Source organism: Lignipirellula cremea (genome assembly GCF_056501455.1).
In genome coordinates this window covers 172,186-191,531 of sequence record NZ_CM151415.1, presented here as the reverse complement: position 1 = coordinate 191,531, position 19,346 = coordinate 172,186, and the positions used below count along the sequence as shown (strand labels likewise).

General features: G+C 65.7%; 14 protein-coding genes. 5 read left to right on the top strand and 9 right to left on the bottom strand.

Annotated features, from left to right (window positions below):
• Positions 1 to 139: 139 nt before the first annotated feature.
• From SH602x_RS00860 to glmS, 3 genes are all read right to left on the bottom strand, one after another.
• Positions 140 to 1,435, bottom strand: coding sequence for a metallophosphoesterase (locus tag SH602x_RS00860; RefSeq protein WP_479475011.1), 1,296 nt, complete (start codon positions 1,433 to 1,435; stop codon positions 140 to 142).
• A gap of 216 nt (positions 1,436 to 1,651) precedes the next feature.
• Positions 1,652 to 3,187, bottom strand: coding sequence for a response regulator (locus tag SH602x_RS00855; RefSeq protein ID WP_479475010.1), 1,536 nt, complete (start codon positions 3,185 to 3,187; stop codon positions 1,652 to 1,654).
• Between the two features lie 703 nt (positions 3,188 to 3,890).
• A complete protein-coding gene (glmS, locus tag SH602x_RS00850; protein WP_479475009.1) occupies positions 3,891 to 5,792 on the bottom strand; it encodes a glutamine--fructose-6-phosphate transaminase (isomerizing) in 1,902 nt (633 codons plus the stop codon).
• A 376-nt stretch (positions 5,793 to 6,168) separates the two neighbouring features.
• On the opposite strand from glmS, the gene SH602x_RS00845 reads away from it, so the two are divergent.
• Positions 6,169 to 7,128 (top strand): hypothetical protein, encoded by a 960-nt coding sequence (locus SH602x_RS00845; RefSeq protein ID WP_479475008.1) that lies wholly within the window; start codon positions 6,169 to 6,171, stop codon positions 7,126 to 7,128.
• A gap of 61 nt (positions 7,129 to 7,189) precedes the next feature.
• Positions 7,190 to 7,387, top strand: coding sequence for a hypothetical protein (locus tag SH602x_RS00840; RefSeq protein ID WP_479470330.1), 198 nt, complete (start codon positions 7,190 to 7,192; stop codon positions 7,385 to 7,387).
• Here SH602x_RS00840 and SH602x_RS00835 read toward each other — a convergent pair.
• Together SH602x_RS00835 and SH602x_RS00830 are read right to left on the bottom strand one after the other, a co-directional pair.
• Positions 7,384 to 7,857, bottom strand: a complete 474-nt coding sequence (locus SH602x_RS00835; RefSeq protein ID WP_479475007.1) for a carboxypeptidase-like regulatory domain-containing protein — start codon at positions 7,855 to 7,857, stop codon at positions 7,384 to 7,386. The genes SH602x_RS00840 and SH602x_RS00835 overlap by 4 nt on opposite strands.
• A 55-nt stretch (positions 7,858 to 7,912) precedes the next feature.
• Positions 7,913 to 8,854: a DUF1559 family PulG-like putative transporter gene (locus SH602x_RS00830; protein WP_479475006.1), complete on the bottom strand. Its 942-nt coding sequence runs from the start codon at positions 8,852 to 8,854 to the stop codon at positions 7,913 to 7,915.
• Positions 8,855 to 9,273: 419 nt separating this feature from the next.
• Between SH602x_RS00830 and SH602x_RS00825 the strand changes: the two genes are divergently transcribed.
• The gene (locus SH602x_RS00825) at positions 9,274 to 11,283 is read left to right on the top strand and encodes a hypothetical protein (protein ID WP_479475005.1); all 2,010 of its coding nucleotides are present in this window, start codon (positions 9,274 to 9,276) and stop codon (positions 11,281 to 11,283) included.
• A gap of 101 nt (positions 11,284 to 11,384) precedes the next feature.
• On the opposite strand, the gene SH602x_RS00820 is transcribed toward SH602x_RS00825, so the two are convergent.
• Both SH602x_RS00820 and SH602x_RS00815 read right to left on the bottom strand, forming a co-directional pair.
• Positions 11,385 to 12,083 carry a PAS domain-containing protein gene (locus tag SH602x_RS00820; RefSeq protein ID WP_479475004.1) on the bottom strand — a complete coding sequence of 233 codons (699 nt, stop codon included), beginning with the start codon at positions 12,081 to 12,083 and terminating at the stop codon, positions 11,385 to 11,387.
• A gap of 329 nt (positions 12,084 to 12,412) precedes the next feature.
• Positions 12,413 to 13,501, bottom strand: a complete 1,089-nt coding sequence (locus tag SH602x_RS00815) for a thiamine phosphate synthase (protein WP_479475003.1) — start codon at positions 13,499 to 13,501, stop codon at positions 12,413 to 12,415.
• A gap of 340 nt (positions 13,502 to 13,841) precedes the next feature.
• Between SH602x_RS00815 and SH602x_RS00810 the strand changes: the two genes are divergently transcribed.
• The gene (locus SH602x_RS00810; protein WP_479475002.1) at positions 13,842 to 14,546 is read left to right on the top strand and encodes a CDC27 family protein; all 705 of its coding nucleotides are present in this window, start codon (positions 13,842 to 13,844) and stop codon (positions 14,544 to 14,546) included.
• 110 nt (positions 14,547 to 14,656) lie between these two features.
• On the opposite strand, the gene SH602x_RS00805 is transcribed toward SH602x_RS00810, so the two are convergent.
• Together SH602x_RS00805 and SH602x_RS00800 are read right to left on the bottom strand one after the other, a co-directional pair.
• The gene (locus tag SH602x_RS00805) at positions 14,657 to 14,839 is read right to left on the bottom strand and encodes a hypothetical protein (RefSeq protein ID WP_479475001.1); all 183 of its coding nucleotides are present in this window, start codon (positions 14,837 to 14,839) and stop codon (positions 14,657 to 14,659) included.
• A gap of 31 nt (positions 14,840 to 14,870) precedes the next feature.
• Entirely contained in the window at positions 14,871 to 15,824 is a 954-nt protein-coding gene (locus tag SH602x_RS00800; protein WP_479475000.1) for a DUF1559 family PulG-like putative transporter, read from the bottom strand.
• Positions 15,825 to 16,619: 795 nt separating this feature from the next.
• On the opposite strand from SH602x_RS00800, the gene SH602x_RS00795 reads away from it, so the two are divergent.
• Positions 16,620 to 19,175, top strand: a complete 2,556-nt coding sequence (locus SH602x_RS00795; RefSeq protein ID WP_479474999.1) for an ATP-dependent Clp protease ATP-binding subunit — start codon at positions 16,620 to 16,622, stop codon at positions 19,173 to 19,175.
• Positions 19,176 to 19,346 lie beyond the last annotated feature (171 nt).

The following is a 19,346-nucleotide window of genomic DNA, read 5'->3' as shown; positions in this document are numbered from 1 at the left end:
TGCGCGACGATTCCCGGGTGGCGCCGGTGGCTCAACCGGCGCGGGCGCAGCCCGTCGGGGGCCTGCAAGCGATCTGGCGGACGACGACGATGGGCTTCTGCGCTGACGCGCAGCTCCGCCGCGCGGACCGACAAAATACTCAGGCTCGCTCGCCGACGGAAACGTCCGCCGCATCCTGCTGCTGAGTCAGTTCGCCCGACCCGACCTCCTGTGCCGGCAGGATCTCGATCCGCACGACCTCGGGGGGGCAGAGAAAGCGGACCGGAATCACGCCGGCCACGCCCTGGCTGACGAACATCCGCTGTCCCTGGGACACGAACCAGCCGCGGCTGTAACGCGAACCGTACCGCGAGGGGCAGAACAGGGGCCCGAAGATCGGAATGCGGATCTGTCCGCCGTGGGTGTGACCCGCCAGCGCCAGATCGACCCCCAGCTTCTTCGCCGCAGGCCAGCGATCGGGCGTGTGCATCAGGGCCAGCGTCAGATCGACCGCCGCTTCGCCACGCGCCTCCGTGCGGGCTCCCGAATCCGGGAACCCGGCGAACCAGGGCGCCGCATCGCCCAGCAACTCGATCCGCCAGCCGGCGAGTTCGGCCCGCTGGCGCCCTCCCATCAGGGAGACGAGGCCCGCCTGTTCGAGTCGCTCGACGAGCGCCTCGGGCCGCGGCAGGTAGCCGTCATGATTGCCCAGGACGAACCACGTCGGCGCCGCCTCCGCCAGCGGACGGAACAACTCGTCGACCCAGTCGAGACATTCCTCCGCCTCGACCAGATCGCCGGTCAAAAAGAACGCGTCCGGGCGCTCGGCGAGCGCCGTGTCGATCGCGCGGCGGTAGAACGCCCTGGAGAGCGTCCCGGAAACGTGCAGATCGGAGAGGTGCACGATCCGCAGCGGCCCGTCCGGTCGCGTCGCGCGCGGGAAATGGATTTGCGTGCGGATCGTGTTCAGCTTGAGAGCTTCGTTGCCGGGGATCGCCGTGGCCAGACGCCAGGTCCAGCGATCGCGGTGCAGGGCTTCGTCCAGCGAGACGTTCGTGACGCTCTCGCGGCGCAGAACGGGGCCGCGGTTCAGGACGCGGACGATCTGCCGCCCCAGTCGTGCGACGGCCCAGATGACGAAGAAAAGACTCGTCACGATCGCCCACAGGCGGTAAGCCGCAGCGAGCGAACCGTGCTCTTCCGGATCGAGCAGCAGCGCCGCCGCCAGCCCCGCCAGCGGTCCGGCGGCGATGATCGCGAGCAGCGCCTTCTCCAGCGGATGGAGAATCCGCGGCGGAATCGCGTAGCCCTGCAGCCGGTTGATGACCGCGGCGAAGAGCGTCACATGCCCCGCCGAAGCGACTACCCAGAGGGGCAGGGCGCTGACCCAGACCGGCAGGACGAACGCCCCGAGAAGCAGGGCGACTGCCCAGAACGTCAGGGGCAGCGGCAGCATGCGGAAACTCGTCCTGCGAAAAGTTCGTCCGTCCTGGAGCTTCGCTCCAGGGGCGAACGGCTCCGCACCGGAGGTCAGCGGTTCCGCCCCATCGTAGCGGCTGCCTGACAGAGCGGCAGGCGGCGCGCCGCTGCGGTCGAAGACCTACCGGAAAGCGACGTCGAGGAGGCGGGGACGACCAGGCGGGAATAAGGGCAGAGCGGCAGGCGCGGGGAATCAGACGGGGGTCGATTCCTTGCTCAGGACGCGCTCCAGGACCTGCACGACCTGCGGCTCCTGCAGCGGCTTGGAGATCAGGCTGGACTGGCTCATCCCCAGCTTGACCGCCTCCTGCAGGTTGTGATGCGGGTCGTATCCCCAACCCTTCATCATGATCATCGGCGGGTCGTCGTAGAGCGACCTCAGCCGGGAATAGAACTCGAACGATTCCATGTCCGAAAGATGGACGGCGCAGAGGATCGCGTCGTAATTCTCCGACGGGCCCGCGCTCTTGATCATGCAGATCGCCGTTTCGCCGCAGACGGACGTGTCGACGTCGACGCCGTACGACTTCAGCATCTCGTGCGATTCGTTGCGGACGTCGGCCTCTTCGTCCACGACCAGCACGCGGTGACCGCGCAGGGTCGACGCCGCGGGCTCGTCCAGCGCGGCAGGGACGGGAGCCATCATCTCTCCCGTTTCGTGAATGATCCGGCGGACCTCGCGAGCCTTGCCGTTCAGCGTCTTGATGTAGGGCTGGATCCGCTCGCTGAGTTCCTGGGCGCTCGCGGAGTCGCAGGCCTCGCGCACCCGCTGCGTCAGCAGGCCGATCGTGCTGAGGATGTCGTCGATCGGAAGCGCGACGGCGCGGTGGATCGCTTCGAAGCTCTCCTGGGCCGTGTTCGACTTCTGAGCGTTCAGCAGGTCGAGCGTGTTCAGCGCGGCCGCGATGCTCCGCGAGAAGATCTCGACGAACGACAGGTCGCGATGCGTGAACGCGTTGCGGTGGGGGCTTTCGACGTTGAAGGTGCCGATCACCTGATCCTGGATCTTCAGCGGGACCGTCAGCGAACTGCGCGCGCCCTCGAAGCCCTGCAGGTAGCGCCGGTCCTCGCACGTGTCGTCACAGAGGTAGCTCACCCCGGTCGCAGCGACGTAACCCGTGACGCCGTTCCCCTCGGGCGAAGCGTGCAGATCGCGGTTCCGCGCCGTGTCGTCGAGTCCGATCGAAAGCAGCGGGATCAGCCGCTCGTCGTGCGGATCGAGCAGGCGGACCTCGATCACGTTGTAGTTGAGGATGTCCTGCGTCGTGTGCTGGATGTTCTCCCGGAGCAGGCCGACGCGTTCCTCGTGCGTCAGGGTCGTCACTTCCTGCGGCAGAAGATCGAGCAGCGAGGCGCTCGCACGGAACAGGGCTTCGAGCTTCTGACGCTCCAGCGCTTCCGTGCTGACGTCCTGCATGACGGCGATCAGGCGCTCGGGGCCGGCTTCTTCCCCGAGAATCGGGGTGACCTGAAGCGAGTACCAGCGATTGTCCCCGGTGCGAAGCGTCGCCGAGGTGGTACGCCCCGTCGCGAGCGCCGACTCGAAAGGGGAGAAGCAGGAGCCGACGTAAGCGGGCTCGTTCAGCAGTTCGAGCAGTTTGCCCCCGCGACAGCTTTGCAGGGGTCCGATCCAGCGCTGGGCCTGGTCGTTGGCCCAGAGAACCTTCGCGTTCTCGTCGAGTCCCAGGAGCCCGACCGGGGCGAAGTCGAGTACCCGGCGAGCATCCATGGTGTCGTTCTCCTGGTCGTCGCCGGCACGCTCTCGATCGGGGTCGTGAATCCGTTGAAACCGTCGGTCCGTCGCATCCGGCGGCCCACTCGTCTGGACCCCGTTCGACGGGACAAGCGTCGTCCAGCCAGGGGTCGCCCGGTCCAGGCCGTCGTCCCGGACCCCGTCTGCGTCGGCAACGATTTGGATGCCGGGCGGGGCGGAACGTTTCTCGGCGCCGGAAGCGCCGGCTTGGGAGAGCGTATTGTTCATGGCAGCGTCGCTGCAGGCATGACCGGAGAGGCGGGCGATCGGGAAAGGTCCCGGATCCGCGAGCCGTGCGACCCTGTCACCATCGGCGCCCCTGGCGTCCGACTGGAATGCGCGGCTGGCGAATCGGGGAATTTCCGATCCTAAAAATTCTAGGATGCCGGCGCCGACGATTCCACCCTCAATTCGTCGTCCGCCCGCATTAACTGTGCCCCGAGTCCCCTTAGCCGACGAATTGCTTCGTGCGCTAAGAATTTTTGAGGCGGCCGCTCCGCCTTTGGCACGAGAGGAAGGTGCAGCGGCAGCGCCGTAAGCGCCTGCGCGACACGTCTCCGACGAATTAACCGAAGGACGTTAAGAATTTTTCACGCCGCGGACGGAGATGCCTTCGTCGGCATAGCGAAGCGATGCCGCGAGGCAAGACCGCCGGCCCTCCGCTCCACCACGGTCACGCTCACTCCACCGTGACGCTCTTCGCCAGATTCCGCGGCTTGTCGACGTCGCGGTTCTTCAGCGTGGCGATGTGGTAGGCGAGAAGCTGCAGCGGCACGATCGACACCAGCGGCTGCACGATTTCGTCGACCCGGGGGATCTCGATCACGTCGTCGGCCAGTCGGCGGATCTGCCTGTCGCCTTCTTCGACCACAGCGATGACGGGGCCGCCGCGGGCCTTGATCTCCTCGACGTTGGCGATGACTTTTTCGTAAACCGCGCTGTGCGGCATGATGAAGACGCTGGGCGTCTCCTCGTCCACCAGCGCGATCGGCCCGTGCTTCATCTCCGCGGCCGGATAGCCCTCCGCGTGGACGTAGCTGATCTCTTTCAGCTTCAGCGCGCCTTCCAGCGCGGTCGGAAAGTTGAGCTGCCGACCGAGGTAAAGCACGTTCCGCACGTTGAGATACTTCGCCGCGATCCGGCGGCACTCGTCGTTCGTCAGCAGCGCCTTCTCGACGTACTCGGGCACCCGCTCGAGCGTCTTCAGGATGTGCGTTCCCTCGTCGTAGCCCAGGTGTCGCAGGCGCCCCAGGTAGAGCGCGAGCAGCGTCAGGATGAGGACCTGCGACGTGTAGGCCTTCGTCGACGCGACGCCGATCTCGGGACCGGCATGCAGGAAGATGCCGCCGTCGGCCTCCTTGGCGATGGTGCTGCCGACGACGTTGCAGATGGCGAGCGTGGGATGGCCCTTGCGCTTCATCTCCCGCATCGCGGCCAGCGTGTCGAGCGTCTCGCCCGACTGCGTGATGGCGAAGATCAGCGTGCCGGGCTCGACCGGCGGATTGCGATATCGCAGTTCGCTGGCGTATTCGACCTCGACCGGGATCCGGGCGATCTTCTCGATCAGGTACTCGCCGACGAGCGCCGCGTGCCAGCTCGTTCCGCAGGCGGTCAGGATGATTTTGTTGACGCCGCGAAGCTGCTGCGGCGAGAGGTTCAGTCCGCCGAAGCGCGCCGAGGCGTCTTCGAAGGAGAGCCGCCCCCGCATGCCGTTCCGGAGCGACTCCGGCTGCTCGAAGATCTCCTTGAGCATGTAGTGCGGATAGGGCCCCAGTTCGACGTCCTGGGCCTGCAGTTCCAGCTTCTCGACCAGGTGGTCGACGTCGCCTTCTTCCAGGTGGAGCACCCGCAGATCGCTGGCCGTGAGGACCGCGATCTGGGAATCGGCGAGGTAGACGATCTTGTCGGTGTAGCCGACGAGGGGCGAACCGTCGCTGGCGAGGAAGTGCTCCCCGTTCCCGACGCCGACGACCAGCGGGCTTCCCAGCCGGGCGGCGATGATCGTGTCCGGATAGTCGCGGAACATCACGGCCAGACCGTAGGTGCCGCGGAGCTGTCGCAGAGCGCAGCGGACCGCCTCGACGAGCAGATCCGTCGAGTCATGCGCCGCGCCGTTGCCGGGAGCGCTTTCCAGATCCGCTTCCGCGGCGTCGAGCTCCAGGCGCTGCCAGCAGGAGTCGATCAGGTGGGCGATGACTTCCGTATCGGTCGCGGACTGGAAGACGTAGCCTTCGCGAACGAGCCGGGTCTTGAGCTTCTGGTAGTTCTCGATGACGCCGTTATGGACGACGACCAGGCGTCCGTCGCCGCCGACGTGCGGATGGGCGTTCGGTTCGGTCGCCGGTCCGTGGGTAGCCCAGCGGGTATGCCCGATGCCGGTGCGACCGCTGATCGGCGACTCATGAATCTTCTCGGCCAGACCCGCGATCCGTCCGACCTGCTTCACGAGCGACCAGCCGCTCTTTTTCGACAGCGTCGCGATGCCGCAACTGTCGTAGCCGCGATATTCCAGCCGCCGCAGACCTTCCAGCAGGAACTCGGTCGCCTTCCCGGGTCCGACGTAGCCGACGATTCCGCACATGAAGTTCTGACCCTGTCTGAAGTTCGGATCGCCTGACCGCAGAACGCGTCGCGTTCGGGCGGAGCCGGGCGGCGAATCGTAGCGGGGGAGCGAAAGGGGCCCAAGATCGATTCCCGCGTGTCCGCGCCACCGGCTTGGATGCAGCAGAGCCGGGCGAGGAATCTTACGACGTAGATTCCGATCCGTCGCCGGCGATCGACCGGCGCCGACGCCGGGTCGCCCGGGAGGCCTTCCCGACGACGCCGCTTCCGCCCGCAAGATCGCGCGAATCGGTCTCGCCGGAACGCTGCGTTAGCCGATACCTATTTCCATCTATTCGCTGGCTGTTCAGCCGGACGGAATTCGACGGAGCGGCGGAGTCGCTGCGGGAAGACCGATGGTACGCGGGCGGCTGCTCCTCTATCTCGGCGTCGCGACGGCGCTGGCGACGCTGGCATCCGGCTGTTCGCCGGTCGCTTCGTCCACCTATCGACCGGGCGTCCTGCGTCCGACGCCGGCGTCTCCCGGGCTGCTCGACGACGGTCCGCAGGTCGAACGGGGGCAGGCGCGTCCCGTCATCGACGCGATCGGCTGGACCGTCGGCATCCCGAACCGCGTGCTGCTGCTCGACTGGCGGGTTGAACGGCATAGCGTCGGCGAAGCGACGGAACAGGCCGTCGTCGAGTACCTCGCCGTGAACGATCTGCCCGACGTCAAGGTTCGCATGAACCAGTACGATCCCCTCGGCGAGTGGGACCGCCTGACGAAGAACGACCGCGTGGGGGCAGGCTGGCGGTACACGTTCGGGACGGTCTCCTGGCTCGGCTACACCGTCTTCCCCGGACGCATCTGGGGCGGCGACAACTTCAACCCCTACACGAACACGATCAACGTTTACAGCGATCACCCCGCGATCGCGTTGCATGAGGGGGGGCACGCGAAGGACTTCGCCCAGGCCCGCTATCCCGGCACGTACGCCGCAGCTTACGTGCTGCCCGTCGTTCCGCTCTACCACGAGGCGAAGGCGACGAACGACGTCCTGGCGTACCGACGGGCGTACGGCTCGCTGACCGAGGAACAGGACGCCTACCGGATCCTGCACCCCGCGTACGGAAGCTACGCGGGAAGCGCCGCGGCGTTCGCGCTGCCGGGCCCCGACATCGTCTTCAGCGTCGGCGGCATCGTGGGGGGGCACCTGACGGGCAGTTCCCGCGCCTACGAGATCGTCGCCGAACGCGAAGCTCTCGGCATCCCGGAAGAGGGCCGCCCGATCGAGGTCGAAGACGAGGTCCAGCTCGTCGGCCACGAAGAGGAAGAGTCTGAGAACTCGGTTGCACGCCCCTTCGTGATTCCGTAGCCTGAATCGGCGGACGCGACGCGAAACGCCTCCGCTTTCCGAATCCCGATCTCGCTCGCCGATGGCCGACGACAAGCCGAAGCACGAACCGCAGATCGACGTCCGCGCCTTCTTCGACCCGCCGCGACGGAAGCGATGGCACGATTACGCGTTGGAACGCCTGCCCGTATCGCTGCTGATCACTCTGATCGTCCTGCTGTTCGTTTTCCCATTGATGACGTACGGAGCGTTCGCGCTGCTCCGTCTGCTCTCGAACTAGCTGGTCGGACCGGTGACGGAGCAATCGCTTTTGAGGTCGAAGTTCATCGTCTGTGAGCCCGACGCGACGGTCGCCTGCAGCTTCGAGTCGCGGTCGTAGCAGGCGGGGACGCTGGACGACGCAGCGGGGGCGGGAGCGGCGCCCTCTTCTTCGCTTTCCTCCGCGGCGTCGGCATCTTCGCCGAACCCGCCGCCGCGAATCCGCACGACCTTCGGACCGGGCGTGACGCCTGCTTTCTCCGTGTTGAACTGCAGGACGTAGCCGCCGCCCGAATCGGTCGTGCCGAAGGCGGTCGTCTTGTCCGGCGCCTCGAAGAGCACCGTGACGCCCGGCAGGGGCTTTCCGTCGAGCGTCACGGTCCCGGAGACCTGCGCGATGTCCACCTTGTCGTAGTCCGTCGAAACGCCGAAGCATCCTCCCACGGAGAGCGAAACGAGCGCGAGCGCCGAAGCGCGAAGAAGTCGTTGCATGATGCGATCGAAGCCGAATCGAAAACGAGGGGCGGGCTAGAACTGGAAGCCGAGCCTACGGAAGCTGCAGGGACTCGCTGCCGCCGCGGCTGAAGCCTGCCTTGTAGGTAGCGAAATCCATGGTCTCCGGAAGAAATCGCACGGATCCGTCGGCGAGGCAGAACATGGCGCCCCCCGGGTGATAGCTGCCGAAGGAAAGCTCCATCAGATTGCCGTGCGCAGCAGGTTCTCTGAACCGCAAATTCATCCGCACGGCGCCCGAACCGACCGTTTCGGTGAACTCAGTACCGCCGGTCCCGTTGTTGCAGCCGCAGGGGTCGATCTGACTCGACCCGATGTACCAGTGATCCATGCTCTGACCGTCTTTACCGAAATTGGGATCGGTCGCGGTCTCGCCGAAAGCGATGGTGTTCGATAGGCCGTCCTTGATCATCGCGAAGGTGACCTTGCCGCAAGGACCGAACAGGCCGTCGAGTTTGTCGCTCTCGAACGACAGCGGTCCATAGGCCGTATCGACGGCGCTCGCATCGTCGGCGCTGGAGAGCGAACCGCCGTTCCCGCGATAACTGGCCGGTACCCGATTCTCGATGCCGTTGAAGGTCGCATACTCGTCGATCGGCATCGACGGGCAACGGTAGAACGAGATCAGGGTGGAGCAGGCGATCTGTTCCGGACTCCCGGTGATGTCCCAGTTCGCCGACTCCTCCGGGCGGAGCGTATCGTGCAGCGCCTGCTGCTCCACGTACGGAAGGATGCGGGCCGACCAGAGGCGACCCCGGTTGTCGTATCCCGTCGGGACCAGCTTGTGCGTGTCGTGGTAGTTGTGAAGCGCGATGCCGTGCTGCTTCATGTTGTTGGAGCAGGACATGCGGTTCGCCGCCTCGCGGGCAGCCTGCACCGCCGGCAGCAACAGGGCGACCAGCACGCCGATGATGGCGATGACGACGAGCAGTTCGACGAGCGTAAAGCCCCGACGAACGGAAATCGGGCGGATCATGGCGAAGAACTCCGCGATGAATACGAATCACGATCGCGTACGAAGACCGCGTTACCGCCGGAGCATCGCAAAGTTGCGTTAAATTCGGCGGACGATGGCGTGAAGGTTCCGTAAAGATCGAGACGCGACCTGCGGCTCTAGGGAAAACAAGAAGCCTCAGTCGAGCAATTTCCTACCATTTAGGGACGACTGGACTTCAGAAAACCGAAGAGCGCTTCGCGTGTTTCGATTCAGTAAAGGGACCATTAATCGCCATTGATCGCCGCATGGTTCGATTGCGGCGAAGATCCTGTCCGCTCGAAACTGACGCGCCGCCGGGAGGGTAATCCCTCTGGCTCGGCCTCGGTTCGAGGACGCCTGAATCACCTACGCCCTGAGTTTCCAACGCCTCGCGGATTCGCGACCGGAGAGACTGCCTCGTGTTCGCTCGCCTTACTCTCCCTCGACTCGCGGCCAGTCTCGTACTGTGCGCTCTCTTCGCGGCGACGGCGGCGGCCCAGCGTCCGCCCGTTTCGCGGGTGCTGCCCGAGGAGACGCTGCTCTATCTGCGCGTCCCGAATCCGCAGCAGACGCTCGCGGACATGAAGAAGTCGGGCACCGGGCGGATGATGGCCGACGAGAAGATGCAGCCGATCGTCCAGCAGATGTACGGCGTGCTGGGCGAGATGTACGCCCAGGTCGAAGAGCAGATCGGGATGTCGCTGGACGAGTTGCAGAAGATCCCGACCGGCGAGATGGCGATCGCCGTCTCCGACCTCGGCGAAGGGGAGCCCGGCATCGCCGGCTTTCTGGACGTTCGCGAGAATCCGCAGATCGGCGACCGGGTCGTCGAGACGCTCGAACGCCTGATGGTCAACGCCGGCGCCGCGCGCAGCGTCGAAACCCTCGGCGACGACGACGAACTGGTCACGATGGAGACCGGCGGGCCGGCAGGCCTCGACGATCTCGAAGCGCCGGCTGGCCCCCGCCGGACCTTGAGCTGGTTCCGCAAGGAAGAGCTGATCGTCGTCACGAACCGGCCCGAGATGGCGAAGGTGATCTACGCCTTCTGGACCGGCAAGCCGAAGGACAAGGAGGGCAAGCCCTTCCGCCGGCTGTCGGATTCCGGCAAGTTCGTCACGACCTACGGCAAGCTGCAGGGGAGCGACGGCGGCGATCCGGACCTGGTCGTCTACGCCGATCCGATCAAATGGGTCCGCGTCTCGCTGCGCGGGAACTTCGCTTCGATGGCGGTCATGGGCTTCTTCCCGACGCTCGGCCTGGACGGCATTCAGGCCGTCGGAGCGAGCGTCGACTTCCTCGGCGACGAAGGCGAATACGAGGACATGCAGCGCCTCTACGTCCTGGTCGATCGTCCGCGAACGGGAGTGACCAAGGCGCTCGCCCTGCGCGACGGCGACCTGACGCCTGAGGAGTGGATGCCGAAGGACGTCTACACCTATATGTCGCTGCAGGTCGATCCGCAGACCGCCTACGACGAGATCGAGAAGATGTACGACGGCATCTACTCGAAGGAGGCGTTCGACAAGTGGGTGAAGGAAAACCTCGACGAACGAATCGGCGTCGGCGTGAAGGCGGATCTCGTCGACGGCCTCGAAGGCCGCGTCACGCTCGCCTACTGGCAGGAACCTCCGGCCCGTTTCAACAGCGGCGCGCAGGTTTTCGCCGCGAAGCTGAACGATCCGGAGAAGTTCGCCCAGACGCTGGATGCGATCTTCGAGAAGACCTCGCCGCGGAACCTGGAGAAGCGGAAGATCGGCGAGACCACGTACTGGTATCTCGGACAGGGGCCGGGGGGACGTCGGGGACAGAATCGTCCCGGCGGAGACGACGGCGAAGCGGCGCCCCGCGGCCTGGACGACTTCCCGGAGGACGACGACGCGGCGCCTAAGGGTCTCGATGACTTCGACGCCGAGGGGGGCGACGGGGAGCGTGAGGCAGGCCAGGATGCGGGACAGGAGAATCGACCTGCCCGTCGAAACGGTCCGCCGGTCGACCTGCGGGAGCAGCAGTTCCTGATCGCGATCGTCGGCGACTACGCCATGTTCTGCGACAGCGAGGCCTTCCTGAAGAAGATCCTCGAAACCCAGGAAGGGGGGCCGAGGCTCCGCGACGACCTCGACTACAAACTGGTCGCCGCGCAGGCGGCTTCGCTACCGGGCGGCGACAAGGCCGCGATGCTCACCTTCACCCGGCCCGAGGCGCAGATGAAGCAGGCCTACGAGCTGTTGCAAGGGGACGATCTGAAGCGCCTGACGCGGGACAACGCCGCCTCGTTCGCGCCGCTCGGTTCGCTGAACCGGACGCTCGAGGAGACCGAATTCCCCTCGTTCGACGAATTCAAAAAGTACTTCGCCCCCGCCGGCGGCATCCTCGTCGACGAAGAGAACGGCTGGTCCTATACCGGCTTCAGCCTGCGGGCGAAGTAGCCGCCTCGGCGAGCGGGGGACGTCAGTCCCCCGAGATCCTAGCGCTGACTTCGATCCGAAAACTCGGAGGGCTGACGCCCTCCGCTCGCCTCGGAAGGGACTTAGATCCCTAAGTCGAGGAAGCCGCGATCCTGCAGCCGGACGAGCAGCTTGACCAGTTCCACGGTCTGGCTGAGCCCGAGCTGGGTGAGAATCTTCTGGCGCCGCATCTCGATCGCGCGGGTGGTCATCCCCAGATCGCCGCTGAGCGACTGGTTCGTCGCGCCGCCGCAGATGCCGCGGCAGATCTTCAGGTCGATCTCGTCGAACGCGTTCACCAGCCGCGCGGCGGCCGTCAGGTCAGGACGCGGCGGCGCTCCCGTTTCGTGGCGTGCGATCGGTCGCAGCACGCCGACCAGGTAGGGAGGATGCTCCTGCCCGCGGATCAGCCGCTTGTGGACCCTCAGGCTGTACCGTTCTCCGTGCGTCAGATCGAACTCGTGCTCCAGTTCGACGGATCTGACCCCCTCGACGAGCAGGGCGTCCGAGCCTTCGGAGATCCGCCCGACGTTCGCCGAGAGATACCTGCGGCTTGAGCGCCCGTTGGCAGCCTGCCCCGGCGGGAAGAGATCGCGATAGGCAGCGTTCGAGAGCACCAGCGTCCGGTCGAGATTCCGGACGAAGACTCCGTCCGGGAATTCGTTGAGCTCGGCGACGTCGTTATGGTCGACGAGCCAACGATTCACGAGCTCCATCGCACGCGTGACGGCGTCATGAAACGGAAGATCGGGCGGCGGAAGTTCGTGAGATTCTGTGGTCATCGCATCTTGCGAAGGCTTCGCCGATCTTCGGCGAGAGGCGGGAGAGAAAGCGAGACGCAGCGTCGTCGCTTGACCAGTCCTCCGCGGCGGCAGGAGAAACTGGTGAGGTGGGGCCATTCGTTTTACTTCATTAGCCGGCTAAAGAGGTTGGCGATTCGCGCAAAACTTCCGCCCGAAGCCTCTCTAACCCTCGCCACGCACCTAAGTTGCCGCCTTAAGTGGCCTGAGGGGAGTTTTAAAGCCCCAAGGGTGCGCAGGAGTTGCGGTCAAAGGTTCCCCAGGCAGAAGAACCAGCATTCGCCCGGTACGGGAGCTCCCCCCAAAGGGCGTCAGCGCGAGGTCAGAAGCGTCTTCATTTCTCGCGCGCCCGCGCCCGGCGATGTCGCCTCCAGCAAGGCGCTCGAAACGGCGACCCGGGTTCCGCCCGCTTCCCGCACTTCTTGCACGTTCCCCGCATCGATTCCGCCGATGGCGAACCAGGGAAGCGAAACCGCGGTCGCCGCTTCGCGAACGAAGGGAAGGCCGGCGTACGCGGCGAACGGCTTGGTTCGCGAGGGAAAGGTCGGCCCCACGCCGAGGTAATCGGCGCCTGCACGCTCTCCGGCCAGGGCCTGATCCACGTCGTGCGTCGACAGGCCGATCAGTCGCGACGGACCGATGAGATTCCGCACGACCTCGACCGGAAGTTCGTCCTGCCCCACATGCACGCCGTCGGCGTCGAGCGCCAGCGCCAGGTCGGCCCGGTCGTTGACGATGAAGAGCGCCCCCGCGGCCAGCGTCGCTTGTCGAACGATCTCCCCCGCGCGCAGCAGATCGCGGTCGGTCGCCGACTTATCCCGAAGCTGGATCACGTCCACGCCGCCGGCAAGCGTCTCCTCCGCCAGGCGCCGCACGCGGTCCAGATCGCCCCGGAGGTCCAGCAGCAGGTAGAGCCGAGCTTCTGAGAGGCGCTTTCGACGACCGGCGGGGTCGACGAGGCGCTGCTCGATCGTGTAACTGTCGTACCGCAGCCGTTCGAACGACGCCGCCGCGTCGGGGCGAACGACCTTGGCGAATTCCTCGATCGCGCGAAACGCCTGCTGCACGCGCTTGAGATTGGCGATCGCCGCGTCGAGCACGTTCGCCCGAGCGGTCTCGACCGCGGCGGATTCCCGCGTGCCGACGTCGCCCGGCGTGTCGCGCGCGGCAAGCAGGCTCTCGGTCGGAAAGGCCCGGCTCACCTCCGTCAGCCGATGTCGCAACTGCTTCAGGTCCGTCGTCAGCCGAGGGTCGTTCTCTCCGAATCGAGCGAATTCCTCGACCGCACGCAGCCCTTCGCCGGCCCGGTTGAGATTGGCGTCGATCGCCCTCCAGGCGAGGCGTTCGGAGTAGCTGGTCATCAGGTGAACAATATCGGGAGAAGGGCGGCGTACCGCCACGGGATCGGCTCGTGTGCCATCCTGGCCTGACCGCCTCAAGTTGTCTGTGTGCCATGGCTGGCTCGTCCAGCCGTGCCTGGCGCCGGCTTTCACCGATCCCTACAGACGGTCGCACCCGTCGCGAATACGTGCCCGACGCTCTCGGAACGGCAGAAGTCTCTCGCGGCGCCGCACGGCTGGACAAGCCAGCCATGGCACACAACGGGCGAAACGAGGCGATCGGGGCAGGGAAGGCGATCGTGCGAGAACTCGCCTTGAGCGGGTCGAGGCGCCATGCGTAAGATCGCCTCCGGCGATCGGTACGCCCTCGCTCGCGCAGAAACTCATCCGCAGAGAACGTATGTCCCCGCTGCTCTACCTCGCATGCGCCTGGCCGGGTCTCCCGGCATTATGGCTGCGCGGGCGGTGGAGCGGGCTCGGCTGGGCGCTCCTTTTCTCCGCGGCGCTGAACCTGGCGCTGCTGGCGACGTTCGTCTGGCCCGAGTGGCTCTCCTGGGCGATGACGTCGACGCTCTGGATCACTGCCGGGTCGCTCTGGGCGCTCGGCTACTGGCAGAGCCTGACGCAGTTGCCGGCGTTGCTCGGACTCCAGTCCGATCCGACCGCCGAGCAGAAGCTGGTCGACGCCCAGTGCGCCTACCTGCAGGGCCGCTATTACGAGGCCGAGCAGACGCTGCGGCGCCTGCTGCATCTCCAGCCGGACGACCCGGAGGCCCGGCTGCTGCTGGCGTCGGTCTATCGCCGATCGAACCGCAAGCGCGAGGCGCTCGACGCGCTGAAGCGCCTGGCCGAGTCGCCCCGCGGCAATCGCTTGCTGTTCGAGGCGACGCGGTTGCGCGCGGCGGTGCAGGAGATGTCGGACGAACCGCCCGCGACCGAAACGGAAGCGTCCCCCTCCGCGATCGTCGCTCCGCGCGAGGAAGAACCCGCCGCCGAATCGCAACCCGAGCCGGAACTTGCGGTCGATCCGGCGCCGCCCGACGTCCCCGAGCCGTCGACCGAGCCGGCTACGGTCTCTTACGAAGCGAGATCCCGCGCAGCCTAGCTCCCCCGTGCATTCTCTTGACGGGCCGACAAGGTCGAGGACGGCGCAGCGAAAAGGCCGTTCCGCGCGAACGGAACGGCCTCGTCGAAGCTTCAGGTTCTGCAGACGGCTCAGTTACCCGAGGCCTGTTGGGCCTTTTCGGCTTCCTCGACAGCCTTATCGTGAGCGTCCATCTCGGCCTGCATTTCGGGGGTGATCTCCGTCGGTCGCGTGACGCCACCTGCCGGTCCGGTGTCGCAGCCCGACAACGCCAGCAGCAGGGCGGGGATCGCGAGAATCATCGTCTTCTTCATCGATCAATCGTTCTTTCGTGCGGGCAGGGGATCAGAGGCCGGAGAGCGGCTGACCGTCGTTCATGCGGCAGAAATTCAGGTAGGTGAGGGCGTCGACGGTATACGGAACCAGGCTGACCGAGCCGTCGGCCCGAACGAACTGCACTCCGCCCGGGTGCGGACCGCCGAAGCGACGCGACCAGAAGGTCGACTGCGTGCTGTCAGGATGCAGTTTGTCCGGCTGGGGAAGTTCGTAGCCGAAGCGGGCGACGCACTCGTCCCAGCCCGCGTTGTACCAGGCCTCGTTGTCGCCGCCGGCGCTGCCCCACGTCGTGTCGTGAAGCTGCTTCTCGCCGACCAGCGCCGTATTCGACAGGCCGTCCTTGATGCTGGCGAACGTCCGCTTGCGCTTCATCGGCGTCTGCATGGTGATCCCGCCCGACGCGGTGATCTGGCTGTCGTCCCAGGGCTGGGCGAAGGGGCCGTCATCGCCGAAGCCCTTCAATGCGAAAGAGGTTCCGCCGACCGTGACCGTAGCGGCGCTGATGTGACCGCCGCCGTTGGCCGCGTAGTCGTTCTTCGCATGCGAACCGTAGACGCCCGGAGGACGACGCGAGGGGCAGAAGTAGCCGTTGATCGCCGTCATCCCGATCAGCGTGTGGTTCGCTGTCGTCGTGCCGCCCAGGTCGTACACCGACTGCTGTTCGATGAACGGAAGAATGTGGTACGACCAGGCGAAGCCGCGAACGTCCTTGATGTCGGCCCCGACGCCCCAGTTGCAGCAGTCCGCGGTCTTGCCGTCGGAGGCGCCGTACGGCAGGTGCCGGAACGTGTCGTGGTGGTTGTGAACCCCGATGCCGATCTGCTTCAGGTTGTTCGAGCAGGACATGCGGTTGGCCGCTTCGCGGGCAGCCTGCACCGCAGGCAGCAGCAGGGCGACGAGCACGCCGATGATGGCGATCACCACCAGCAGTTCGACGAGAGTGAAACCGGAGCGACGGGCCATGAGAACGAACTCCTGAGAATGAATGACGGCAGGCAGACGGGCGAACCAGCGAGCCGGATCTCCGAAAATCGAGCGGAGATCGCGCGGTTGCGCGGGGCGGAAAGCAGCGCTAAGAAGTCCAAAAAGCCAACTGCAGGGATTCTCGCCGCCATTGGTTAGCCCACAACCCTTTCTTCCGTGAGGAGCGCGCGAAGCTTTCGTGAACGAATTACGAAAGACCGCTGCGATAGTCCCGCGGGGGCAGGCTGCGTCAGTTCGGAGGGCTTCGTCCCGGACTTTCACGCCCGCGACGCGACCGGCTCACGCCCGCTTCGCGCGCGTCGCGAAGGGTCGGACGAGCGGAAAGACCCGACGCCGCCCCTTCGGTCGCGTCCGAAACGACCGGCATTGGACCGGCATGTACGTCGAACCACGCTCCCGCGGCCTATGTTTGCGGAGGTCGTATTGCCCGCTGGGGCCATACCGCGACAATGGGGTATGCCGCGACCGCGGCGAGAGACGTTCTGGCCTGCGGAAAGCGGCGATTTCGCTCGGCGACGGCGACTGCATCGCTGACGACGAAGGCTTCGGCTTCCGGATTGCATCCCTTGCCATCCCGGCGGCATCGAAGTCGAGCGATCACCGTAAATTCCGCAAGCGACCGCAGATCGCTTCCGATCCCGAGCGTCTCGATTCGGCGGCGAACTGCGCCATTTACTGACCGAAGCGTTCGATCTGGCTGTTTCGACTCCGGCGACTGATCGTCGCCTGACCGACCTGCCGACCGACCGTAACGGCGAATAAGGGTTCTCGTCCATGTACGATCGTTTCACGGATCGCGCGCGCAAAGTGATGCAGCTCGCGAACCAGGAAGCCCAGCGCTTCAACCACGAATACATCGGGACCGAGCACATCCTGCTCGGACTGGTGAAGGAGGGGTCGGGCGTCGCGGCCAACGTCCTCAAGAATCTGGAGGTCGACCTCCGCAGGATTCGCCTGGAGGTCGAAAAGCTCGTCCAGAGCGGCCCGGAGATGGTCACCATGGGGAAACTTCCCCAGACCCCCCGGGCCAAGAAGGTGATCGAGTACTCCATGGAGGAGGCTCGCAACCTGAACCACAACTACGTCGGCACCGAACACATCCTGCTCGGCCTGCTCCGGGAACAGGAAGGCGTCGCCGCGCAGGTTCTGATGAACCTGGGCCTGAAGCTGGAAGACGTCCGCGACGAGGTGCTCAACCTCCTCGGTCACGGCGTCGACCAGGGCGAAGGCGGACGCGAAGGCGGGGCCCGCGAGGGCGCCGGCGCCGCGACCGGCGAAGGTCAGACCGGCGGACGGGCCAGCCGATCGAAGACCCCCGCGCTCGATTCGTTCGGCCGCGACCTGACGGAACTGGCTCGCCAGGGCAAGCTCGATCCGGTCATCGGACGCGAACGGGAAATCGAACGCGCGGTGCAGATCCTCTGCCGCCGCCGGAAGAACAACCCGGTCCTGCTCGGGGAAGCGGGCGTCGGCAAGACGGCGATCGTCGAAGGCTTCGCTCAGCGGGTGGTCGACGGCGACGTGCCGGAGATCCTCGCCGAGAAGCGGATCGTCGTGCTCGACCTCGCCATGATGGTCGCCGGCACCAAGTACCGCGGCCAGTTCGAGGAGCGCATCAAGGCGGTCATGAACGAGGTCCGTCGTGCCCGTAACACGATCCTCTTCATCGACGAGCTGCACACGCTCGTCGGCGCCGGCGGCGCGGAAGGGGCCATCGACGCGGCCAACGTGCTGAAGCCCGCGCTCTCCCGCGGGGAGATTCAGTGCATCGGGGCGACCACCCTGGACGAGTACCGCAAGTACATCGAGAAGGACACCGCGCTCGCGCGGCGGTTCCAGGAAATCGTCGTCAACCCGACGAGCAACGACGAAACGGTGCAGATCCTCCGCGGTCTCCGCGAAGGGTACGAAGAGCATCACCGCGTGCAGATCACCGACGACGCGATCAAGAGCGCCGTCGATCTGTCGAGCCGGTACATCACCGGACGGTGCCTGCCCGACAAGGCGATCGACGTCATCGACGAAGCGGGCGCCCGCGTGCGGCTCCGCGCGATGACCCGTCCGCCCGATCTGAAGGACATCGACGACGAAGTCGAGCGCCTGAACAAGGAGAAGGAAGAGGCCGTCGCCAATCAGGACTTCGAAAAGGCGGCGTCCCTGCGCGACTCGGCGGACAAGCTGAAGAAGAAGAAGGAGAACATCACCAAGGAGTGGCGCGAAAAGTCGCGCGAGACCGACGGCGTCGTCGACGAGGAAATCGTCGCCGAAGTCGTCAGCAAGATGACCGGCATCCCGCTGACCCGTCTCTCCACCGAAGACAGCCTCAGGCTGCTGAGGATGGAAGACGAACTTCACAAGAAGGTCGTCAGCCAAGAGGCCGCCGTCAAGGCGATCTCGCGCGTCGTGCGTCGCAGCCGTTCGGGTCTGAAGGATCCGAAGCGACCCATCGGGTCGTTCCTCTTCGCCGGTCCGACGGGCGTCGGCAAGACCTTGCTCGCCAAGGCTCTGGCCGAGTTCATGTTCGGCGACGAAGACGCGCTCGTGCACATCGACATGAGCGAGTACATGGAGAAGCACAACCTGAGCCGCCTGATCGGGGCGCCTCCGGGATACGTCGGGTACGAAGAGGGGGGTCAGCTCACCGAGAAGATCCGCCGTCGGCCGTACAGCGTGGTTCTGCTCGACGAAATCGAGAAGGCTCACCCCGACATCTTCAACATGCTGTTGCAGGTGATGGAAGAAGGCCGCCTGACCGACTCGTTCGGTCGGAACGTCGACTTCAAGAACACGATCGTGATCATGACCACGAACGCGGGCGCCGGCGCGATCAAGAACGAGTCGGCGTTCGGCTTCCCCGGCGCGACCGGTCAGGACGCGTCGTACGAGTCGATGAAGCGTCGCGTGATGGACGAGATCGAGAAGTACTTCCGGCCGGAGTTCCTGAACCGGCTGGACGACACGATCATCTTCCGCCACCTGACTAAGGAAGACCTCAAGACCGTCATCGATTACGAACTGGCCAAGGTTCGCGGTCGCCTGTCGGAGATGGGCTACCGCCTGGAACTGACGGACGAGTCGAAGGAGTTCATCATCAAGAAGGGTTCCAACATGGACTTCGGCGCCCGGCCCCTGCGTCGGTCGCTGGAACAGTACGTGGAAGATCCCCTCTCCGAAGAGATCCTGCACAACTCGTTCGTCGGCAAGAACGTGATCCGCGTCGACGTCTTCAAGGACGGCGACGGCAAGATCCAGCGGCTGAAGTTCGAGGGAGTTCATGAAGACGCTCCCGTCCCCGCCGAAGCGAACGCCGGCGCCGCCTCCGAAGGCTGACGGCGCGGGGCTAATGCCTCCCGACACGCTCCATCGCGACCCTAACGAGAAAGCCCGCGGCGCCAGCCGCGGGCTTTCTTCGTGCGCTGCCAGAGATTTTCGCGAAGCGTGACGGAATCGGTCCTTCTGCGGGGTACTTCCCGGGCAGGGCTTCATCCACCGGCGGCGAGG

What these genes read in the sequence shown, in the direction of transcription:
- SH602x_RS00860 (WP_479475011.1), bottom strand. Translation starts at nt 1,435, where the DNA reads ATGCTGCCGCTGCCCCTGACGTTCTGGGCAGTCGCCCTGCTTCTCGGG.
- SH602x_RS00855 (WP_479475010.1), bottom strand. Translation starts at nt 3,187, where the DNA reads ATGGATGCTCGCCGGGTACTCGACTTCGCCCCGGTCGGGCTCCTGGGA.
- glmS (WP_479475009.1), bottom strand. Translation starts at nt 5,792, where the DNA reads ATGTGCGGAATCGTCGGCTACGTCGGACCCGGGAAGGCGACCGAGTTC.
- SH602x_RS00845 (WP_479475008.1), top strand. Translation starts at nt 6,169, where the DNA reads ATGGTACGCGGGCGGCTGCTCCTCTATCTCGGCGTCGCGACGGCGCTG.
- SH602x_RS00840 (WP_479470330.1), top strand. Translation starts at nt 7,190, where the DNA reads ATGGCCGACGACAAGCCGAAGCACGAACCGCAGATCGACGTCCGCGCC.
- SH602x_RS00835 (WP_479475007.1), bottom strand. Translation starts at nt 7,857, where the DNA reads ATGCAACGACTTCTTCGCGCTTCGGCGCTCGCGCTCGTTTCGCTCTCC.
- SH602x_RS00830 (WP_479475006.1), bottom strand. Translation starts at nt 8,854, where the DNA reads ATGATCCGCCCGATTTCCGTTCGTCGGGGCTTTACGCTCGTCGAACTG.
- SH602x_RS00820 (WP_479475004.1), bottom strand. Translation starts at nt 12,083, where the DNA reads ATGACCACAGAATCTCACGAACTTCCGCCGCCCGATCTTCCGTTTCAT.
- SH602x_RS00810 (WP_479475002.1), top strand. Translation starts at nt 13,842, where the DNA reads ATGTCCCCGCTGCTCTACCTCGCATGCGCCTGGCCGGGTCTCCCGGCA.
- SH602x_RS00805 (WP_479475001.1), bottom strand. Translation starts at nt 14,839, where the DNA reads ATGAAGAAGACGATGATTCTCGCGATCCCCGCCCTGCTGCTGGCGTTG.
- SH602x_RS00800 (WP_479475000.1), bottom strand. Translation starts at nt 15,824, where the DNA reads ATGGCCCGTCGCTCCGGTTTCACTCTCGTCGAACTGCTGGTGGTGATC.
- SH602x_RS00795 (WP_479474999.1), top strand. Translation starts at nt 16,620, where the DNA reads ATGTACGATCGTTTCACGGATCGCGCGCGCAAAGTGATGCAGCTCGCG.